Source organism: Bradyrhizobium sp. GW821-FHT13H06 (genome assembly GCF_058803975.1).
In genome coordinates, this window is the sequence record NZ_JBXAPN010000002.1 from 577,467 (window position 1) to 596,487 (window position 19,021).

The 19,021-nt window shown below is 62.4% G+C and carries 18 protein-coding genes and 1 pseudogene; 11 read left to right on the plus strand and 8 right to left on the minus strand.

All coding sequences use genetic code 11. The features are described from left to right. Positions 1 to 120 precede the first annotated feature (120 nt). The 3 genes and pseudogenes from tnpA to tnpC all read left to right on the plus strand — a co-directional run. A complete protein-coding gene (gene tnpA / locus AC1RQP_RS09590; protein WP_188107530.1) occupies positions 121 to 543 on the plus strand; it encodes an IS66-like element accessory protein TnpA in 423 nt (140 codons plus the stop codon). Next, complete coding sequence (gene tnpB, locus AC1RQP_RS09595) at positions 537 to 890, plus strand: IS66 family insertion sequence element accessory protein TnpB (RefSeq protein WP_011931031.1); 354 nt, start codon at positions 537 to 539, stop codon at positions 888 to 890. Before tnpA ends, tnpB begins: the two co-directional genes overlap by 7 nt. A gap of 51 nt (positions 891 to 941) precedes the next feature. Beyond that, a pseudogene (gene tnpC / locus AC1RQP_RS09600) lies at positions 942 to 2,356 on the plus strand (IS66 family transposase); the annotation flags it as partial. 618 nt (positions 2,357 to 2,974) lie between these two features. Here tnpC and AC1RQP_RS09605 read toward each other — a convergent pair. Together AC1RQP_RS09605 and AC1RQP_RS09610 are read right to left on the minus strand one after the other, a co-directional pair. Then, positions 2,975 to 4,036, minus strand: a complete 1,062-nt coding sequence (locus AC1RQP_RS09605) for a helix-turn-helix transcriptional regulator (RefSeq protein WP_492937127.1) — start codon at positions 4,034 to 4,036, stop codon at positions 2,975 to 2,977. Continuing rightward, positions 4,036 to 4,827, minus strand: a complete 792-nt coding sequence (locus tag AC1RQP_RS09610; RefSeq protein ID WP_492936735.1) for an IclR family transcriptional regulator — start codon at positions 4,825 to 4,827, stop codon at positions 4,036 to 4,038. Before AC1RQP_RS09610 ends, AC1RQP_RS09605 begins: the two co-directional genes overlap by 1 nt. A 392-nt stretch (positions 4,828 to 5,219) precedes the next feature. On the opposite strand from AC1RQP_RS09610, the gene AC1RQP_RS09615 reads away from it, so the two are divergent. From AC1RQP_RS09615 to AC1RQP_RS09650, 8 genes are all read left to right on the plus strand, one after another. After that, entirely contained in the window at positions 5,220 to 6,119 is a 900-nt protein-coding gene (locus AC1RQP_RS09615; protein WP_492936736.1) for an alpha/beta hydrolase, read from the plus strand. Between the two features lie 118 nt (positions 6,120 to 6,237). After that, a complete protein-coding gene (locus AC1RQP_RS09620; protein WP_492936737.1) occupies positions 6,238 to 7,872 on the plus strand; it encodes a flavin-containing monooxygenase in 1,635 nt (544 codons plus the stop codon). Positions 7,873 to 7,912: 40 nt separating this feature from the next. Then, the gene (locus AC1RQP_RS09625; protein WP_492937128.1) at positions 7,913 to 8,698 is read left to right on the plus strand and encodes an SDR family NAD(P)-dependent oxidoreductase; all 786 of its coding nucleotides are present in this window, start codon (positions 7,913 to 7,915) and stop codon (positions 8,696 to 8,698) included. 193 nt (positions 8,699 to 8,891) lie between these two features. Then, positions 8,892 to 9,947, plus strand: a complete 1,056-nt coding sequence (locus AC1RQP_RS09630) for an alcohol dehydrogenase (protein ID WP_492937129.1) — start codon at positions 8,892 to 8,894, stop codon at positions 9,945 to 9,947. Positions 9,948 to 9,993: 46 nt separating this feature from the next. Next, positions 9,994 to 11,436 (plus strand): NAD-dependent succinate-semialdehyde dehydrogenase, encoded by a 1,443-nt coding sequence (locus AC1RQP_RS09635; protein WP_492936738.1) that lies wholly within the window; start codon positions 9,994 to 9,996, stop codon positions 11,434 to 11,436. Positions 11,437 to 12,143: 707 nt separating this feature from the next. Next, the gene (locus AC1RQP_RS09640) at positions 12,144 to 12,923 is read left to right on the plus strand and encodes a hypothetical protein (RefSeq protein ID WP_492936739.1); all 780 of its coding nucleotides are present in this window, start codon (positions 12,144 to 12,146) and stop codon (positions 12,921 to 12,923) included. Between the two features lie 11 nt (positions 12,924 to 12,934). Next, complete coding sequence (locus AC1RQP_RS09645; RefSeq protein WP_492937130.1) at positions 12,935 to 13,396, plus strand: acetyl-CoA hydrolase/transferase C-terminal domain-containing protein; 462 nt, start codon at positions 12,935 to 12,937, stop codon at positions 13,394 to 13,396. An 88-nt stretch (positions 13,397 to 13,484) separates the two neighbouring features. After that, the gene (locus AC1RQP_RS09650; RefSeq protein WP_492936740.1) at positions 13,485 to 13,766 is read left to right on the plus strand and encodes a hypothetical protein; all 282 of its coding nucleotides are present in this window, start codon (positions 13,485 to 13,487) and stop codon (positions 13,764 to 13,766) included. A 53-nt stretch (positions 13,767 to 13,819) separates the two neighbouring features. Here the strand turns inward: AC1RQP_RS09650 and ybgC are convergent, their stop codons facing one another. The 6 genes from ybgC to AC1RQP_RS09680 all read right to left on the minus strand — a co-directional run bounded on the left by ybgC (position 13,820) and on the right by AC1RQP_RS09680 (position 19,011). Then, the gene (gene ybgC / locus AC1RQP_RS09655) at positions 13,820 to 14,263 is read right to left on the minus strand and encodes a tol-pal system-associated acyl-CoA thioesterase (protein WP_492936741.1); all 444 of its coding nucleotides are present in this window, start codon (positions 14,261 to 14,263) and stop codon (positions 13,820 to 13,822) included. 618 nt (positions 14,264 to 14,881) lie between these two features. Then, the gene (locus AC1RQP_RS09660; protein WP_492937131.1) at positions 14,882 to 15,055 is read right to left on the minus strand and encodes a TetR family transcriptional regulator C-terminal domain-containing protein; all 174 of its coding nucleotides are present in this window, start codon (positions 15,053 to 15,055) and stop codon (positions 14,882 to 14,884) included. After that, complete coding sequence (locus tag AC1RQP_RS09665) at positions 15,037 to 15,867, minus strand: HpcH/HpaI aldolase/citrate lyase family protein (RefSeq protein ID WP_492936743.1); 831 nt, start codon at positions 15,865 to 15,867, stop codon at positions 15,037 to 15,039. Before AC1RQP_RS09665 ends, AC1RQP_RS09660 begins: the two co-directional genes overlap by 19 nt. Next, positions 15,857 to 16,633 (minus strand): GntR family transcriptional regulator, encoded by a 777-nt coding sequence (locus tag AC1RQP_RS09670; RefSeq protein ID WP_492936744.1) that lies wholly within the window; start codon positions 16,631 to 16,633, stop codon positions 15,857 to 15,859. The genes AC1RQP_RS09665 and AC1RQP_RS09670 overlap by 11 nt, the downstream gene beginning before the upstream one ends. Before the next feature lie 18 nt (positions 16,634 to 16,651). After that, on the minus strand, positions 16,652 to 17,851 hold the full coding sequence (locus AC1RQP_RS09675; RefSeq protein WP_492936745.1) for a CaiB/BaiF CoA transferase family protein: 1,200 nt from the start codon (positions 17,849 to 17,851) through the stop codon (positions 16,652 to 16,654). Then, on the minus strand, positions 17,848 to 19,011 hold the full coding sequence (locus AC1RQP_RS09680; protein WP_492936746.1) for an acyl-CoA dehydrogenase family protein: 1,164 nt from the start codon (positions 19,009 to 19,011) through the stop codon (positions 17,848 to 17,850). The genes AC1RQP_RS09675 and AC1RQP_RS09680 overlap by 4 nt, the downstream gene beginning before the upstream one ends. Positions 19,012 to 19,021: the final 10 nt, after the last annotated feature.

Here is a 19,021-nt window from a genome sequence, read left to right on the forward strand (position 1 = left end):
ACTACAGGAATCGAACCACGGACAAATCGAACGTAAGCGTAGCGCCGAGGCCCGTGGGATTTTTTGTGCGGAGTCTTGAGAGCACCGTTAGAAGAGTCATCTTCAGCAAGGGTGCTCACAATGGACGACCATTCTGACGACATAAGACGACCGTTGTCGCCGCGTATCGAAGTGTATGCTGGCGCAGGTCGCAAGCGGTGGCCGGACGATTTGAAGGCACAGATTGCCGCGGAAAGCCTTGAGCCGGGGGCGGTTGTCACCGACGTCGCCCGTCGCCATGGCTGCCGGCCCCAGCAGGTGCATGACTGGCGGCGCCGGGCGCGTTTGGGCCAGTTGGTGCTGCCGGCTTCGGCGGACACGCTGTCGTTCGTGCCGGTGGTGTCGGAATCGGCGCTATCGGCGGCCGCAGAGCCCACCGGGTCGCCGGCAGCAGCCGTTGTGACGGTTGAGCTCCAGGGGGCACGAGTGGAGGTGCGAGGCACGTCTGGCCTTGCTGTGTTGAGTGATGTGTTCTTGGCGCTTCGACGGACACGTTCATGCTGACGCCGCCCGCGAGCCTCATGATTTACGTGGCGACGCAACCTGTGGACTTCAGAAAAGGTGCGGAGGGCTTGGCGCTGTTGGCGAAGGAGACGCTGGGCCATGACCCGATGAAGGGCGTGGCGGTGGTGTTCCGTGCGAAGCGCGCCGATCGGGTGAAGATTGTCGTCTGGGATGGCAGCGGCCTTGTGATGTACTGGAAGCGGCTCGATGGCAGCGGCTTCAAATGGCCTCCCATCGTGGCCGGCGTAATGCGGATGAATGCCGCCCAGCTGTCCGCGCTTCTGGCCGGCATGGATTGGACGCGGATGCACGCGCCTCGAATCCCGCAGCCGAAAGCACTTGCGTAAAGATACAAATCTTCGCTGCATCGGAGCACAAAGCATGGCAGACTCGGGCGCGTGAGTGATTTGCCTGATGAGCTGCCGAGCGATCCGGCCGAGTTGCGTGCCTTTGCCGCGGCTCTGCTGGAGCGCTGCGCCCGGCTCGAGGGGTTGCTCAAGCTTGCGAAGGATGCGCAGTTCGGTCGATCCTCGGAAAAGCTGGACGCTGATCAGCTACAGCTTGTTTTGGAGGACATCGAAGAGGCCGTCGCGGCTCTCGAAGCAACGGAGGATCGCGCCAATCCCAGAGTTTGCGAGAAGAGAGCTGCCGCGCGCAGAGCCAACCGTGGTCAGCTTCCGGAGCATTTGCCGCGCATCGTCGAAACCCTGATGCCAGCGGAGACTTGTTGCCCGTCTTGTGAGGGCGACCTCTTTGAGATTGGTCACGATGAGAGCCAGAGGCTGGACGTCGTACCGGCGTAGTATCGCGTTATCGTCACCCGCCGACCCAAGCTGGCCTGCCGCGCCTGTCACGGCGTCGTCCTCCAGCACGCCGCTCCCGAGCGACTGATCAGGGGTGGATTGCCCACTGAGCGGCTGGTCGCGCATGTGATCGACGCCAAGTATCATTGGCATTTGCCGCTTTACCGCCAGGCGCAGATGCTGGCGACGCATGGAATAGCGCTGGACCGTTCCACGCTCGCCTTCTGGGTCGGCTATGCCGCCCAGGAATTGAAGCCCTTGTGGCATCGTCTGCGCCAGCTTCTGCTCGCCTCTTCGAAGCTCTGTGTCGATGAGACCCCCGCACCGGTGTTGGATCCGGGGCGCGGCAGGACCAAAACCGGCTACTTCTGGGCGCTGTCACGCGATGACAGGCCCTGGGCCGGACCAGATCCGCCTGGGGTGGTCTATGCCTATGCACCGGGCCGCGGCGCCGTTCATGGCTTGCGGTTGCTTGAGGGCTATCGCGGCATCATCCACTGCGACGGCTATCAGGCCTACAAGACCATGACCCGAGAGACGCGTGCGGACGCCTTGTCCGGGACGCTCGCCTTCTGCTGGTCGCATCTGAGGCGCCAGTTTGTGAAGATCGAGCGCGAGGCTGCTCCAGCGCCAGCTCCGGTTGCCCGGAGGCTCTCGAGCGCATCGCCCAGCTTTACGCGATCGAGAAGGCACTCCGCGGCCGATCTGCTGCCGAGCGTCGCGCGGGGCGACAAGCGCATGCCCGACCTCTGGCTGCAGCCTTGAAGCAGTGGTTTGAGGCCAAGCTTGATCACCTCGCGCAGAAGAGCGACACGGCGAAGGCCTTGCGTTACGCGCTGCGTCATTGGAACGGCCTGACGCTCTATCTTGATGATGGGCGCATCGAGATGGACACGAATGCTGTCGAGCGTGCGATGCGGCCGATCAAGCTCAATGCGAAGAACTCCCTTTTTGCCGGTTGCGACGAGGGTGCCGAGAATTGGGCAGTCCTGGCTTCGTTAATCGAGACAGCCCTATGCCGAGCGCGGCATAGCGCGGTGTTCAGAAGCGAAGACAGGATCGCCCACGTCTCGCCGCTGCCCTCGTCGCCGCTGAACAACGAGTTCTTTTTTCCGATTGCCATCGCGGGGTTATTCTACCCGTGTCGGACAGGAAGCGACCATCCACTATCGGTGGCACGCTCTCCATGGTCGTCCCGTCAGACTGTTTTATTCCGAAAGGCGACGCGGGGCCGATGTCGTCCTCGTCGAGGGCGAGCAGGGCGCCGGCATCGTCGTGGCTGCATGGATGCTGGATCCCGCCACCTGCGCAGCATTGACCTTTGGCGAGCCCCAGGTCTCTGTCGCCGCCCTTTGTGATCTCGGCCGACTCCTGTTTGAACAAGGGACTCAGGCGATGCTCCGCCGATGACCAAGATGTCGTCGCGGAGGTTGCTGTGACCCCTGACGTTCATCCAGTAGGGGCTAGAGGCTCAGGTTGAGATTGGCGCAGGAGCGCCGGCGGTGAAGGTCCCCGCGGCGGCCGCACCGAGGTGTAGTGATAGGTCAAGCCCGGCGCCGGCACCGCCGGCAGGCCCGCCGGATCAAGACGTTCCAATCAGCACAGACGGCACAACATCCCAAACGAGATCACGCCTCGCTCTGGTATTCGCTTGGCGAGATGCCGGTTATTTTCCGAAACGTACGGCAGAAATGGCTTTGGTCCGAAAATCCGCATTCGAGAGCGATGACCTTTTGTGGGACCTTGCGATGGCGCAGCATTTCCCGCGCCTTGGCTACCCGCGCGCGGATGACGTAAGCATATGGGGATATTCCGAAATGTGTCTTGAATCTGCGGGAGAAATAGAAACTACTCATCCCTGCGACATCGGCAAGTTCGTCGAGGCTAATGTTTTCGGCGAGACGCGACTCGATCATATCGACAACCCGTTTCCGTTGCGTCGGCATGAGGCCCGCGTCGGAGTCATAAGGCAGGCGGACGTTGGCGTAGTGCCGGAGAAGGTGCACGGCCAGCAGGCTGCGCACGGAGTCCACCATCAGGCGCTGGCCAAACTCGCCACATTTCAGTTCGGCTTCGAGCATGTCGAAACAGTTCACGATCAGGGGGTCTTCCGCCGAAACGCAGTCAGCGATCTCGATCGAGAGCGGATCGCGATCGAATACGCCCTGTGCCGCGGCCTCGATTCCCTCGTGGCCAAGATAGATGTGGCGGACCTGGATCGGATCGCGCCAGGCCCAAGTGGATTGTTCCGCACGGGTCAGGAGGGATACCCGTCCGGGGCCGACATCCCTTTCCTCGCATGCTCTGCCGACGGTTCGACGCATCGAGGTCCGGCTGCCCCCGTAGCCGACAATCATGTAGTCACGCATCGGCGGGATTGCCGCCGACTGACGGTGGTAGTGATAGCCCTTCAGGGTGACGCCGCTCCAGTCCTGGTGCGAGGAATCCAAGGTCTGCACGCCCGGAATCCACTCAGGAATCCTATCCGGCGGCACTAGGGCCATTCCCGTCCTGCTGCCCCTTCGGGCCTCTGCGGGGATCGTGGCCCCACCCGGCGAGTGAATGCCCCGTTCGAGATTCGGCGGGCCATCCGGCGCTCCCGCGCCGGGAGCAAGCCGCACCGGAGCGTCGGGACGCACAAACCCGGAGACGCTGTCGCGCGCTGCCGAACCGGTTGCGAGGCGGGTCATCACGAGGCGAACTCCGACACGCGCCGGACGAGTGAAACCATGCGTGCCGCCACGTCACTCTCGATCCAGTCGCGCGTGAGGGAATGCGAAGGGTCGCCGCAGTTGAAGGCCATGACTGGCGAAACATCGCGCGGTACAAGCGGCACCGCGACGGCATTCACGTCGTTCCGCCACTCGCCGTACGAGGTGCAGTAGCCGCGCTTGAGGTAGCTTTCGATCGCGGCCTCGATGCCCGGCTCGACCAGCCTCCAGTTCTCGCCCTCGTGGTCGCGGAGCTCCTCGAGAATCTCGGGGTGCCCATTCGTCGCCAGGGCGGCAACGCCGGCGCGACCCGCGGCGGTGGCCGCCATCTTGACATGGGCGCCCACCTCGATGGCCAGGGTCAATGCATTCGTGCCCTTGCATCGCTCGACATAAACCATCGACATCTTGTTACCGGCGACCATCGCCACCGGCATCCCGGTGTAATCGGCCATTTCCTGCATCAGCGGTTTGGACAATTGCCTAAGGGGAACACCGGCAAGGCAGGCAAAGCCTAGTGTCAGGACCGGCGGGGCCAATCTGTAGCGGGCCGTGTCTGGATCATGGCTGAGATATCCCAGCTTGTGAAGCGTATAGGTCAGGCGAGAGATGGTGGACTTGGACATCCCGGTGCGCTGGGCAAAATCCCGGTTGCCGAGCGCCTCGCCCTCGCGGCCGAAGGCGCGCAGAATTTCCAGCCCGCGCGACAGAGCCACCACAAAATTGCGGTCCTGCTCCAGATCAGGGCTGTGCTCCTTACTTGGCCTCATCTGGTTCCTTGGCCTCGCTCCCCCAAAAGGTACGACCCCTTCTCACACTAGTGAAGTCGCGGCTCGCGTCAAGTTGCGGAATATTATTCCGCATAGCGGAACACAAATATCCGCCCGCGGCTTCGCAATGGCAACACCCAGATTGCCCAAGCAGCTTCCCCCGGTTTGGCATTCGACGCGCTCGCGCGGGCTGGCCGGAATGTTCCGCCCCCGTCCGCACGGCAAGAAAATGCAACAAGTCGGGCAAGAACGTTCAATACAGGTCGCTTTGGCGCGTCCTACTTCCAGAGAGATGGATGGGACAGTCTCCCGACTTGCCATGCCGAAACAGTAGGTCGGCCGCGCAGTTGGGATGCGAGTCGAACCGGTAGATCTCTGGGAGGAGAAAAGAGATGATCACCAAGGAAGCCGACGTTCTGCGTGCGCTTTATCAGAGTTGGACCGACCAGATGGTCGCAAATCCAAATCTTACCATCCTGAATCTCCGCAGCATGTTCGACGAATGGGGCCAGCCCGCGCTTGAGCCTGAGGATGTCAGCTACAAGAGCGACGTTGTCGGCGGCGTCGAGGCAATCTGGGCGCTGCCAGCAGGCGCGGAAAAGACCCGTGTCATCCAGTACACCCATGGCGGCGGCTTCGCCGTCGGCTCGGCCGAAAGCCACCGCAAGATGGCCGGGCACCTGGCCAAGGCGCTCGGCGTCACGGCGGTGATCCTGCACTATCGCCGCGCGCCGGAGCATCCCTACCCGGCGCAGATCGAAGACGCCGTTTCGGCCTACAAGGCCTTGCTTGCCAAGGGTTACGAGGCCAAGAACATCCTGACGGCAGGCGACAGCGCCGGCGGCAACCTCGCCGTCTCCAGCGTGCTGAAGTTCCGCGATCTCGGTCTGCCGCTGCCGGGCGCGGTCATCGCCTATTCGCCCTGGCTCGACATGGCGCTGCGCGGCGACACGCTGAAGACGAACGCGGCTACCGATGCCCTGGTCAGCCGTGCCATCCTTGAAGGGATGGCCGGAATGTTCCTGGGCGGCAAGACCGATCCGCTGGACAAGCTGGCGAACCCGCTGGAGAACGATTTCTCCGGCTTCCCGCCGATTTACATCACCTGCGGCAGCGCCGAGACGCTCCAGAGCGATTCGGAAAGGCTTTTCAGCAAGGTGAAGGCAGCGGGCGTGAGGGCGCAGCTCTCGGTCGTGCCCGGCATGCAGCATGTCTTCCCCGCCCTGTCTGGCAGGGCCCCGGAAGCCGACGCCGAGCTTGCGAAGATCGCAGCCTGGTACAAGGCGCTCTGACACAAATCCGCCCGCGCATGCCCGAGGGCATCCGGGCGGAGTCCAGCCAACATTTCGGGCGCGCACCCATCGCCTGCGGTATCGCATCCTGGTGTCGTGTCCCCTTAGGGAGAAGCACATGAACATGAATGTCAGCAAGACCAAGGGCGCGGATTATGACGCCGTCGTCGTCGGCGCGGGGTTCGGCGGACTCTATTCCGTGCACAAGCTGCGCAACGAACAGGGTATGAACGTCAAGGCCTATGACAGCGCGGGCGATGTCGGCGGGACGTGGTACTGGAACCGCTATCCCGGCGCGCTGTCGGATACCGAAAGCTTCGTCTACCGCTTTTCCTTTGACAAGGAGTTGCTGCAGCGGGGCCGCTGGAAGACCCGCTACCTGACCCAGCCGGAAATCCTGTCCTACTTCAATGAGGTGGCCGATCACCTCGATCTGCGCCGCAGCTACGAATTCAACACCAAGGTCACGGCCGCGCATTTCGATGAAGCAGCCGGCCTGTGGAAGGTGACCTCCGACAAGGGTCAGACCGTCACGGCCAAGTATCTGATCACCGGCCTCGGGCTTTTGTCGGCAACGAACCTCCCGAAGTTCAAGGGAATCGAAACCTTCAAGGGCAAGATCCTGCATACCGGCGCATGGCCCGAAGGCGTGGACCTGACCGGCAAACGTGTTGGTGTCATCGGCACCGGTTCGACCGGCGTTCAGGTGATCACTGCCACCGCGCCGATCGCCAAGCACCTGACCGTGTTCCAGCGTTCGGCGCAATATGTCGTTCCGATCGGCAACACCCCGCAGAATCAGGATACCATTGCAAGCCAGAAGGCCAACTACGACGAAATCTGGAAGCAGGTGAAGTCGTCGGGCGTGGCCTTCGGCTTCCAGGAAAGCACAATTCCGGCGGAAACCGCATCGCCCGAGGAACGTGAGCGCGTGTTCGAGGCTGCTTGGAACCGGGGCGGTGGCTTCTACTTCATGTTTGGAACTTTCTGCGACATCGCGACCAGCCAGATCGCCAATGACGCGGCGGCGGACTTCATTAAGAAGAAGATCGCCCAGATCGTGAAAGACGCCGAAACCGCCAAGAAGCTGACGCCCAAGGACATCTATGCCAAACGTCCACTCTGTGGGAACAACTATTACGACGTCTACAACCGCGGCAATGTCACGCTGGCCGATGTGAAGGCCGACCCGATCGCGGAATTCACCCCAGCCGGCATTCGGCTTGCCAGCGGGGCAGAGCATGAACTGGACGTAGTCATCCTTGCCACCGGGTTCGATGCCGTTGACGGCAACTACACCCGGATCGACATGCGCGGCAGGAACGGCGTCACATTGCGCGAAACTTGGAAAGATGGCCCGCTTGGCTATCTGGGTATGATGGAGACGGACTTCCCGAACTTCTTCATGATCCTCGGCCCCAACGGTCCCTTCACCAACCTTCCGCCCAGCATCGAGACGCAGGTGGAATGGATCTCCGATGTGATCGAGATGATGGAGGCCAAAGGCTTGAATTCCATCGAGCCGACCGCGGCGGCGCGCGACGAATGGGTGGGTCTGTGCCGCACAATTGCCGACTTGACCCTGTTCCCGAAAGCCGAATCCTGGATCTTCGGCGCTAACATCCCCGGCAAGAAAAACGCGGTGATGTTCTACCTGGCGGGCCTCGGCAACTACCGCACCGCAATCAACGAGGTGAAGGATAGCGGTTATCAGACCATGATCTTCGATCAAACGACGGAAGAAGTGGCCTGAGTTCGCCCACCGCGCCGAAAGCCAAATAATGCCTTTCGGCATGAATGATTGTGGAAATCAAAGGCGGAAAACCAATGAAACGAGTTCAAGACAAGGTCGCACTCGTCACCGGCGCCGCGATGGGTATGGGCCAGTCCCATGCAGAGCTTCTGGCGGCCGAAGGGGGTATGTCTTCGTCTGCGACCGCGACGAGACAGCGGGAAAGTCGGTTGTCGATGGCATCGTTGCGAAAGGTGGCAAGGCCGAGTTCCTGACACTGGACGTCACGAAAGAAAGCGACTGGGTGGCCGCCGTCGATACTGTCAAGTCAAAAGCCAGGAAACTGAACATCCTGGTCAACAACGCAGGCATTCTCATCCTGAAACCCGCGCATGAAACTGCGAACGAAGAGTGGGACAGCATCTTCGCCGTGAACGTACGCGGCGTATGGCTTGGCATTCGGGCCTTCGTGCCGCTGATGAAAGGTGACGGTGGGTCGATCATCAACATTTCGTCGATTTATGGCATCGTGGGCGCGCCCTCAGCGGGCGCCTACATCGCCTCGAAGGGGGCAGTCAGGCTTCTGACGAAATCCTGCGCGGTCGATTTGATCCAGTTCGGTATTCGTGTGAACTCGGTTCATCCCGGTGTCATCGACACTCCCATGACTAAGGGTCTACTGCACGGCGACCCCGAGACCCGCAAGGCGATCATGGGCGCTACGCTCTTCGACCGGCCGTGCCAGCCGATTGAAGTGTCGAAGGCGGTTCTGTTCCTTGCTTCGGACGAATCTTCGTTCGTGCACGGTGCGGAAATGGTGGTCGACGGTGGCTACACCGCCAACTGACGTCATCTGTGCCCGTTGCGAATCCGCTACTGCTGGCAGTTTGCCGCTGGGGAAGCGAGGGTTGGACATCGCCTAACGGCAAGGCGGAAGCGTTGTTCGTCCGAAAAAGAGCGATGGTTTCTTGCCGGATTCCAATGACCGCGCATCCACAAGGCAACAATCGTGATGCGCGCTGAGATAGAGGAATATGATCATGCATTGTCAGTGCGTTCATGAATTTGGCCAGCCCCTGCGCGCGGATGACAGGCCGGATCTGACCCCTCGGGGGACCGAAGTCGTCCTGGCCGTGACCGCCGCCGGTGTCTGTCACACCGACCTGCATATCCGCGATGGCGGTTACGATCTCGGTCACGGCCGCCGACTGGAATTCGCGAAGCGCGGGATTGAACTGCCGCGGGTGATGGGGCACGAAACCGTAGGTGAAGTGGTCGCCAAGGGTCCGGATGCGGGCAAGATCAACACTGGAAAGACCTATGTGGTTTATCCCTGGATCGGTTGCGGCAACTGCGCGACCTGTGTCTCGGGGGAAGAGCAACTGTGCCTGACGCCAAAGTTTCTCGGTATTCACGCCGACGGCGGCTATGCCACGCAGATCCGCGTGCCTCATCCGAAATATCTCTATGACATCGGAAGCATCCCTCCCGAAACAGCCGCACCGCTGGCCTGTTCAGGACTTACGGCCTATGGCGCGCTCAAGAAAGTCGAGAGCACGCTGAAGGATCACGCTCTTCTGGTGATCGGTGCTGGCGGGCTGGGGCTGATGTGCGCACAATTGCTGCAAGCGTTGGGTGCCAAGGCTCCGGTCTTCGTTGACATCGATCCTGTCAAGCGGGCGTCGGCCGTCGCCGCGGGAGCGTGCGCGGCAATTGATCCCCGCGCCTCGGATGCGGTGGCGCAAATTCATGCCGCGGCCGGCGAGGCGTCTGTTGCGGCGATCGATTTCGTCGGCGCCGAAGTGACGGCCGAACTCGGCTTCAACGCCCTGGGCAAGGGCGGAACATACGTCATCGTCGGGCTTTTCGGCGGCGCTGCCCCCTGGGCGCTTCCCCTCATTGCCCTGCGCTCTCTCACAATCCGTGGCAACTATGCCGGTTCGCCCGAAGAGTTCTCGGAGCTGATGGATCTGGCCCGCAAGGGCGTGATCAATCCGATTCCGACGACCTGCTACAAGCTGGACGAGGCTGAGGACGTGCTGAACAGCCTCGCCAGCGGCAAGATCGTTGGCAGGGCGATTCTGGCCGGCATGTAAGCGGCTTAGGTGAAGGCGCCACGAAAGCGGCACCTTGGGGACCAACATGGAAACGACTTATCCTGACACTCAACTCCTGATCGCCGGACGTTGGCGCGATGGCGGCCTCGGGCGGCGAACCGCCGTCTACAATCCGGCGACGGCGGAAGTGATCGGCCATTACGCGCTCGCCGAACTTGTTGATCTGGAAGAGGCGGTGCAGGCTGCAGGCAGCGCCTTCCCGGCCTGGCGAGACGCGGGCGCCTATGTGCGCGGCAGCACCCTGCGCCGCGCCGCCATGCTGCTGCGCGAGCGCGCCGACACGCTCGCGCCGCGCATGACCATGGAAATGGGCAAGCCCCTTGCCGAGGCGCGCGCCGAGGTCATGTCGTCGGCGGATCTGCTCGACTGGTTCGCCGGCGAAGGCCAGCGTGCTTATGGCCAGGTCATTCCCGCGCGGGCGCCAAATGTCACGCAAATGGTGCTCAAGCAGCCGGTGGGCCCGGTCGCGGCATTTACGCCGTGGAATTTCCCGATGTCGCAACTGGTGCGCAAGCTCGGTCCGGCGCTGTCGGTCGGCTGCACTGTTGTCGCCAAGCCGCCCGAAGACACCCCAGCCTCGCCGGCGGCGCTCGCACAGGCGCTCTTGGATGCCGGGCTTCCCCCGGGCGTTCTCAATATCGTCTACGGCGATCCGCCTGAAATCGCGAATTGCCTCATCCCACATCCGGTGATCCGCAAGGTGTCCTTCACCGGCTCGGTGCCGGTGGGCAAGCAACTCGCGGCGCTTGCCGGCAAACACATGAAGCGCATAACGATGGAGTTGGGTGGCCACAATCCGGTGGTTGTCTGCGACGACGCAAATGTCGAGGCGGCGGTCGCAGCCGTAGCGGGTTTCAAGGTCCGCAATGCGGGACAGGTCTGCATCTCTCCCACCCGCGTTCTGGTCCAGCGGGGCATCTACGATCGCTTCGCCGAGACGCTGGCCGAGCACGTGAAGAAGGTCCGGACCGGATCGGGACTGGAGCCCGGAACTTCGATGGGACCGCTCGTCAGCGAGCGCAGGGTCAAGGCGGTCGCCGGCCTGATCGAGGAGGCTCTACGGGAGGGAGCGCAGGTTCTCGCGGCCGGTGACGCAACACCGCAGGCAGGGTTCTTCCAGGCCCCGACAATTCTGACGGGTGTCAGCCTTTCGTCGCGTATCCAGAACGAGGAACCCTTCGGGCCGGTCGTGATGCTGTCGCCCTTCGATACGGTCGATGAGGCGATCGCCGAGGCGAACCGTCTTCCCTATGGTCTTGCCGCCTATGCGTTCACCTCATCTATCGGGAACTCGCAGAGGTTCCAAACCGAACTGGAGGTCGGCATGCTCGCCATCAACCATACCCTTCCGGGATTGCCGGAACTGCCGCTTGGCGGAGTCAAGGACTCGGGTTTCGGAAGCGAAGGCGGGTCGGAAGCAATCGACTCGTATCTGATCTCGAAACTGGTCACACAAGCGGCAATTTGAGATGACTGTCGTCCCGCTTCAACGGAAAGCCAAATGGGCGCCCAGCCCGCCTAAGAGGCATGGCTGGCGCGAGGGCTGTTGATGATTCAGCGATCTCGTTCAACCGGCGCCTATGTGTTCTGGCCCTGGATCGCCGATCATTCGGGCGCCTGCGATCTCGAATGGGTGGAGGCGTCAGGCGGAGGGATCGTTTACGCTTCCGCCGTTACTTGCAGACAGGCGAGTGGCAACCAACGTCGTTTGGTCACGCTGGAGGAAGGCCCGAGGATGATGTCCTGCGTGCCGGGAAAATTCCGCCGATCGGAGCCGCCGTCCAGGCGTGGATCGAGGACCACGGGGGAAGCGCGCGCGTGATCTTCGATCTGGTGAAGGCGGATGGCCGATGAAGCATCTGCGGGGAAAGACCGTGATTGCGGGACTGGGAACGGCGGGATTGGGGCATGCGTCGGGGATTTCGGCAATCGAACTGATGGGCATGGCCACGTTGCGCGCGGTTGCCGATGCGGGCCTTTTGCCTTCTGACATTGATGGGGTCTTTGCGGCAAGCAACCAGCATCTCTGGGCCGCGCTGTGCCCGACCGAACATCTCGGGCTGCAACCACGCTATTTCGGCGGGACGTTTATCGGTGGCGCGAGCTTCGAGGTGCATCTTCTTGAGGCGACGCTGGCGATCGAGGCGGGGCTTTGCGAGAATGCCCTGATCGCCTATGGCTCCAAAGGAGCAGGAGCGCATCCTCACCATCGCCCGCGGCTACGGGATGCGGGTTCTCGGGCCGAATACGCTGGGCGCTTTCAACGTGAACCACCGCTATTTCGGCACCTTTTCGTCGTCGCTCGAAAACGGGCTGCCCCTGCCTGGCAATATCGGCATCGCCAGCCAGTCGGGGGCCTTCGGCGCCCATCTTGCAGTGATCGCGCGCGACCGTGGTCTGGGCGCTTCGGTGCTGATCGCGACCGGCAACGAGGCCGACATCACCGTGGGCGAGGCCATAGGATGGATGGCGCAGAGCGACGAGCTAGACGTGATCTGCGCCTATCTCGAAGGCATCAACGCGCCGCGCTCGCTGCTGGAGGGCCTTGACGCCGCGCGTGCCGCGCGCAAGCCGGTGATCGTCTTCAAAGCAGGGCGCAGCGCCATCGGCGCGCATGCAGCGGCGTCGCACACCGCCTCGCTGACCGGCGATGCGCTGGTCGCCGACACGGTCCTGCGGGCGCATGGCGCGATCCTGGTGCGCGACAGCGAACAGTTGATGGACGTGGCCTATGTCGCCCACCAGCGCATCCAGCCACGATCCGCGACGCTTGGCTGCGTCACCGTGTCCGGCGGCGCGGGCATCGTCGCCTCAGACGAGGCCGAGGCCATCGGGTTCGCCATGCCACCGATGCCGGCCGCCGCGCAGGCCGAGCTCAAGGCGCTGATGCCGGCGTCATCACCAATACCCGCAAGTCTGTTGATCGCGGCATCTCGATCGGCGGCATCCTTATAGGCGGGGCCGCGCTGCGCCGGTTGGCCCATCGCAACCCGGCCCTGGAACTGCGCGGGACGGACTATACCCATGGCCGCGACGGCCTTCGTCGGATCGAGGGGCTGGTCGCGATCAACTCCGCGCTCGAGGTGGACCTGACCGGGCAAGTCAACTCCGAGGTCGCCGGCGGCACCTACGTCGGGGGCGTTGGCGGCATCAACGATTTCCTGCGAGCAGCGGGCGCTTCCCCTCGGGGGCTTCCCATTGTTGCCCTTCCCTCGATGGCCTGGACCGTTGGCCGGATCGTTCCGCGGCTGAGCGGACCGGTCACCGTGGCGCGCAGCGATCCCTGCATCATCGTAACCGAGCACGGCATCGCGGATCTGCGCGGTGCCAGCCTTGTCGAGCGCGCCGCAAAGATGATCGCTATTGCCCATCCGGACCAGCGCGAGGCACTTGCGCGCGCGGTGCATGGAAAGGATCTGGTGTCATGACGCGCTAGGCAAGCGCCGGACCGGAAAATCGCGATCCCCTGCATTGGGCGAAGTTCGGTCCCGCGCAGGGATGGGAGACCGGCGAAGGGTGTCAGCCATCACGTCGCGCGCTTCCGCACGAAAACACAGATCATCTGAGCGTCTGAAATGCTCGCTGCGGAAAAAGTCTCAAACTGCAAGGAAAACCATAGAAATGTCGCCAAAGAGCACCGACCGCCATCAGGATATCCGCGATGGCATCCGCGCCCTGTGCGCGCAGTTCCCCGGCGAGTATCACCGCAAGGTCGATCAGGCCAAGGCCTATCCCGAAGACTTCGTGAATGCGTTGATCCGCGAACACTGGTTTGACGATGTCGCAACAGAAGCCTAACGGGTTGCTTTCATTGGGTCGCTGGACGGCTAAGGCGTGAATGGCGAGCAGGTTTACCTATGGTCTTCCATAGCAAGCCGCAGCGCCTTCGGGATGCGCTGTGCCTTTCCGCCTGAGATAAAGGCCACGCGTACACGCGCCGTGACTAAGAGATCGTCTGCGCGCCTGCATTCCTGCAGCAAGGTAATGGACGCGCCTCTCACCTCTTGCGGTAGCGTGACGACGTCAAGCACGTCGTCCAAGACCGCCGGCTTTAGAAAATCGATTGTCATCGAACGGACAACAAAGGTAAAGCCGGGCGCATCGTTCCGCGCTTCTTGGAGCAGCGCGTGCTGATTGGTTCCGAGCAGGCGCAAGTAATTCGTTCTGCCGCGTTCCATGAAGCGCAAAAAATTCGCGTGATAAACAATTTGGCCGGAGTCTGTATCTTCAAAATAGACGCGGACCTGCATCTGATGGCGTCCGTTGCGAATTTCGCCGTCAAGAGAGGCTGTCACATTGCGATTCCCATTATTGCGGTTCCGAGAACCAATTTTCTTGCACAGAGGCGCTTTTCTGAGCAAGCGCCAAAACTCTTGGCCTTGGCTCCTGCAGTCGGAAGCTCCAGCGCCCTGCCGTGTGAATGCGGCATGCACTTTGCCGGGGATCAATAGCGGCCAGCCAGACCAAGTGTCGCGAAGCGTTGGTGCCCAGGGACGAATCATACGCAACCACCGACACGACGGACCGCTGTTTGTCCTTAGTATGGTGGCGTGAGCGCTTAGGGCGAACAGAAACAGAGGAGAAGTCGTACAGCAATCTGGCCGTGTGACGTTCGACCATAAAAACTCGCACGAGACCGTTTTGTTCTCGGCGAGTGCTCCTATAACTTATTGAAGAAGAAGGCTCTTTCCTTCGTGGCCGCACCCGGGCTCGAACCTGGGACCCGCTGATTAAGAGACAGCCACGGGTTGAGGACAATCAATGACTTGCCGGTCGCACCCCAGGGCTTATCCGACCGGAAATGGGTATCCGTCGCACGATGATAGTCCTTCGTTGCACCGCTGAATTCCGAATTTGGGGCGAATGTGATTTTAGATGCTGGCTGGGCTGGAGGCTAGGTATGGTCGCAGACTTTACTCCCCGCTTGCTTGGCCAGCTTCAACGCACCGATGAAAGAATGCTTCCACTTGCTGCAGGGCTCCAGCGATGATTCGCCGGAATTCCGGATCATGTGGAGCGACCTCAAGAGTTGAATTTACCGGCAGACACCCTTTGCGTTCTCTATCTCCTACAGAACCCTCGATGATCCGCGATCCGGGGCCTGGGCCAGGATCTTCTCAGCCTGCATGACAACTGGCCTATCGACGAGCTTGCCATCCACCGTCACGGCACCGGCGCCGGACCTGGCCCCAGTGATGACACGGCGCGCCCAGTCGATGCTTTCCGCACTCGGCGAAAAGCCGGTGTTGATCGGCCCCACCTGGCTCGGGTGAATGCAAAGCTTGCCGCCAAAGCCGTACCGGCGAGCCCGCTCGATGTCGACCTGAAGGGTGTCGAGCGACCTGATATCGATCGTCACGCCTTCGATCGGCGCGGCAAGCCCGGCAAGGCAACTTTCAACAACGAGCTGCGCCCGGACGAAATCGAGCTCCGCGCCCTGCCCCTGGATCCCGGTCTCGAGGCAGAAGTCAATCGAGCCGAAGGCAAGCCGTGTCATTCCCGGCGCCTGCGCCACGGCCCGCAGTCCAGCGAAGCCGCGTACCGTCTCGACAAGGCCGATCAGGCTTGCTTCGGACCGCATCCTGGCGCGCGTCGCGGCAATGGCGTCGATATTCTCGGCCTTGGGAAGCATGAGACCGGCGACATGGGACAAATGCGCGAGCGCTCGCATGTCCTCTTCATACCACGCCGTTGTCGGCGGATTGACGCGGACGAGAACTTCGCGAGCCTCCGCCGATTCCAGCCAGGCGAGCAGATTTTCACGCGCGACATCCTTGGCGCCAGGAGCGACGGCATCCTCAAGATCGATGATGACGCGATCGGCGCCGGCTGCCAGCGCCTTGGCGAATCGCTCAGGCCGATCAGCCGGCACGAAAAGAAAGCTCCGTTCAGCAGCCATCTTCGGATCCTTGCGGAGAAGTCGTTCCGCGGCGGTCCCGTCGGAACGTCTGCGAATAGCTGAATCGATCGGCGGGATGAGTAGAGATCGCAACCTCGACAATCTCGCCGCGACGGTTGCGATAGGTGCGACTGACAATAAGGGCCGGCGCGCCGGACTTGGCCGCCAGCAGTCCTGCGATGCGTTTGGAAAGCGAAGCCGCCTTGATCTGTTGCTGGATCTCCGAGACTTGCTCGCCAAACTGCTCCTCGATCCGCATGTAGATGGGCACGGTGGAGCGGCCGCCGAGATCGCGAACGGCGCGGAAGGCTGGATGAATGTATATCTCGGTGAAGCAGATCGGCAGGGCCTTGCGGCCGGGTAGCCTGCGCAGGCCCTCGATACGAAGCCAATGCTCGCCGGCGCGGGCGTCAAGCAACTCGCACAGCGCGCCTTTGACGCTGACCATCGCCGTATCGACGATCTCCAGTTCGGTATCGGCCGTGTATTGCTGGAGATCGGCGATGCCTTGCATGACCTGCCGGTAGTTCGAACGCGGCTCGACGCCCAGCACCTTGGTCCCGACTCCTGCCTGTCGGCTTACAAGCCCCATTTCGACAAGTTGCTTGATCGCCTCGCGCACCGTGAAGCGGCTCGCGCCGAACTGGGCGCACAGTTCCATCTCGGTCGGCATCATGTCGCCGACCGGATAGCGTCCGCTCTGGATCTCATTAATCAGGGTTTGCGCCACCTGGCGGTAGCGCGGTTGCGGCGCCAGTCCAGTCATGCTTCCGTCCGATTCCCGTCAGCCGATCGCCCCCCGCTTGCGGAGGTCAGCCAACCTCGCGCCCGAATAGCCGATTTTCGACAGGAGGTCATCGGTATCCTGTCCCAAGGCCGGCGCGGCCTCGGTCGGCAGTATCGCACCCGACACACGCACGGGCGAAGCGATGCCCTTGATCGCGCGGTGCACGGGGTGATGGAATTCGACGACCCGCTCCTGCTCTCGCGCGAAGCCGTTGTCGAGGGCCTGGGCGACGTCGTAGACCGGCGCCGCCGGCACCTGGCCGGCGATCTCGCGCATCCATTCGTCGGTGGTCTTGGCCCGGAATGCCTCATCAAGGGCGGCGTTGACGCGCGGCCGATTCTTCAGCCGGGCCGCGAAGGTCGCGAAGTCCGCATCCTCGATCCATTCCGGACGCCCGAGCGCGTTGCACAGAATCCGCCAGAACTTTTCCTTCTGGCACATAATGAAGATCCAGCCGTCCTTCGTCTTGTACAGCTGACTTGGCGTCAGCGAGGGGTGGCTCGACCGCGGCTGCCGGTGCGTGACCGCGCCGCCGTTGAGATACCAGGTGCCGAGGTAACCGACCTGATGCAGGGCCGTGTCATAAAGGCTGACGTCCAGATCGCGGCCCCGGCCGGTCTTCATGGCATCGATCACGCCCGCGAGCAGCGCCATGGCTGCAGTCGTGCCCGTGGAAAGATCGACCAGCGAAAGACCGGCGCGCGACGGCGGCCCGTCCGGCTCCCCGGTCAGCGAGAGATAGCCGGCCTCGGCCTGCATCAGATAGTCGTACCCCGGCCAGGACGCGCGCGAGCCCGTCCGGCCATAGGCCGACAGATGCACGCAGACGATCTTGGGATTGACCGCCGACAGCGCCGGATAATCCAGGCCGAGCTTGGCCGGGAGGTCGCCGCGGAGGTTATCCATCACGGCATCCGCCGTCTTCACGAGATCAAGGAAGACCTGCTTGCCCTCGGGATTCTTCAGGTCGAGCCCAATCGACTTCTTGTTGCGGTTGAACGCCTCGTAAAAGTGGCTGTCCCCCGGCGCAAAGAAGAACGGGCCGATCTGGCGGCCGATGTCGCCACCCTCGGCGAGGTTCTCGATCTTGATGACCTCGGCGCCGAGATCGGCGAGGTGCTGGGTGCCGAACGGTCCCGCGCCGTACTGCTCGACCGCAAGTACGCGAACGCCCGCGAGCGGCAGATGGCCCGTCATGCCGGATTCCTTGCGATCAGCTGGCGGGCGATGATGATCCGCTGCATTTCGTTGGTTCCCTCGCCGATCACCAGAAGCGGCGCGTCGCGGTACAGACGCTCGACGTTGAACTCCTTGGAATAGCCATACGCCCCGTGGATGCGCATCGCTTCAGTCGAATTCTCCACCGCCGCCTCGGTCGCGAAATACTTGGCCATGCCGGCTTCCATGTCGCAGCGCTCGCCCTTGTCGAAGGTCTCCGCCGCGCGCTGGGTCAGAAGGCGCGCCGCCTCGACGCGCGTCGCCATCTCCGCCAGCTTGAGCTGGATCGCCTGATGCTCGCAGATCGGCTTGCCGAACGTCTTGCGCGCCTGTGAGTAGAACACCGACTCCTTGAGCGCCGCAGCGGCGACGCCGACGCCGCGTGCGGCGACATTGATCCGGCCCAGCTCGAGACCGTTGAGGATCTGCTGCAATCCGCGGCCCTCGACCCCTCCGATCAGGCGCTCGACGGGAACACGATAGTTCTCGAAGAAGAGCTCGCAGGTGTCGATGCCGCGATAGCCGAGTTTCGGCAGCTTGCGCGCCACGTTGAAGCCGGGTCCCTTCTCCGCGATGAGCAGGCTCATGCCCTGGTGGCGCGTCGCCGCCGTCGGATCCGTCTTCACGAGCAAGGCGAAACAATTGCCGTAATAGGAGTTCGTGATCCAGGTCTTGGCGCCGTTCACGACATAATGGTCGCCTTCCCGCTTCGCCGTTGTGCGGATCGCCTGCAGATCGGTGCCGCAGTCCGGCTCTGTCAGCGCGATGCCGCCACGCAACTCCGCGGTGGCAAACCGCGGCAGATAGTAGTCCTTCTGCTTCTTCGTGCCGTTGCGCTGCACCGCGCTCGCCATGATGACGTGAGAGTTGAGGATGCCGGAAACCGACATCCACACCGCCGAAATCCGCTCGATGATCTTGGCATAAGTCGTCGCGGAAAGTCCCAGACCGCCGTACTCCGGGGAGATCAGGCAGCCGAACAGGCCCATGGCCTTCATCTTCTCCACGATGTCGGTCGGATACTCGTCCCTCGCTTCCAGATCGTGAGCATAGGGCCTCACGTCCGTTTCGAGGAACTTGTCGACGGAGTCGAGGATCATGTTCTCCTCGGCTTCCCGCTCCGCACTTAACGTGTTCATTGCACACTCC

Bases quoted from the DNA above. Each gene is read 5' to 3' on its own strand.
- AC1RQP_RS09640 (WP_492936739.1), top strand. From the start codon at position 12,144: ATGGCTCCAAAGGAGCAGGAGCGCATCCTCACCATCGCCCGCGGCTAC.
- AC1RQP_RS09605 (WP_492937127.1), bottom strand. From the start codon at position 4,036: ATGACCCGCCTCGCAACCGGTTCGGCAGCGCGCGACAGCGTCTCCGGG.
- AC1RQP_RS09680 (WP_492936746.1), bottom strand. From the start codon at position 19,011: ATGAACACGTTAAGTGCGGAGCGGGAAGCCGAGGAGAACATGATCCTC.
- AC1RQP_RS09630 (WP_492937129.1), top strand. From the start codon at position 8,892: ATGCATTGTCAGTGCGTTCATGAATTTGGCCAGCCCCTGCGCGCGGAT.
- AC1RQP_RS09625 (WP_492937128.1), top strand. From the start codon at position 7,913: ATGAATGATTGTGGAAATCAAAGGCGGAAAACCAATGAAACGAGTTCA.
- tnpA (WP_188107530.1), top strand. From the start codon at position 121: ATGGACGACCATTCTGACGACATAAGACGACCGTTGTCGCCGCGTATC.
- AC1RQP_RS09665 (WP_492936743.1), bottom strand. From the start codon at position 15,867: ATGGCTGCTGAACGGAGCTTTCTTTTCGTGCCGGCTGATCGGCCTGAG.
- AC1RQP_RS09670 (WP_492936744.1), bottom strand. From the start codon at position 16,633: ATGACTGGACTGGCGCCGCAACCGCGCTACCGCCAGGTGGCGCAAACC.
- AC1RQP_RS09675 (WP_492936745.1), bottom strand. From the start codon at position 17,851: ATGACGGGCCATCTGCCGCTCGCGGGCGTTCGCGTACTTGCGGTCGAG.
- AC1RQP_RS09620 (WP_492936737.1), top strand. From the start codon at position 6,238: ATGAACATGAATGTCAGCAAGACCAAGGGCGCGGATTATGACGCCGTC.
- AC1RQP_RS09615 (WP_492936736.1), top strand. From the start codon at position 5,220: ATGATCACCAAGGAAGCCGACGTTCTGCGTGCGCTTTATCAGAGTTGG.
- AC1RQP_RS09610 (WP_492936735.1), bottom strand. From the start codon at position 4,827: ATGAGGCCAAGTAAGGAGCACAGCCCTGATCTGGAGCAGGACCGCAAT.
- tnpB (WP_011931031.1), top strand. From the start codon at position 537: ATGCTGACGCCGCCCGCGAGCCTCATGATTTACGTGGCGACGCAACCT.
- AC1RQP_RS09635 (WP_492936738.1), top strand. From the start codon at position 9,994: ATGGAAACGACTTATCCTGACACTCAACTCCTGATCGCCGGACGTTGG.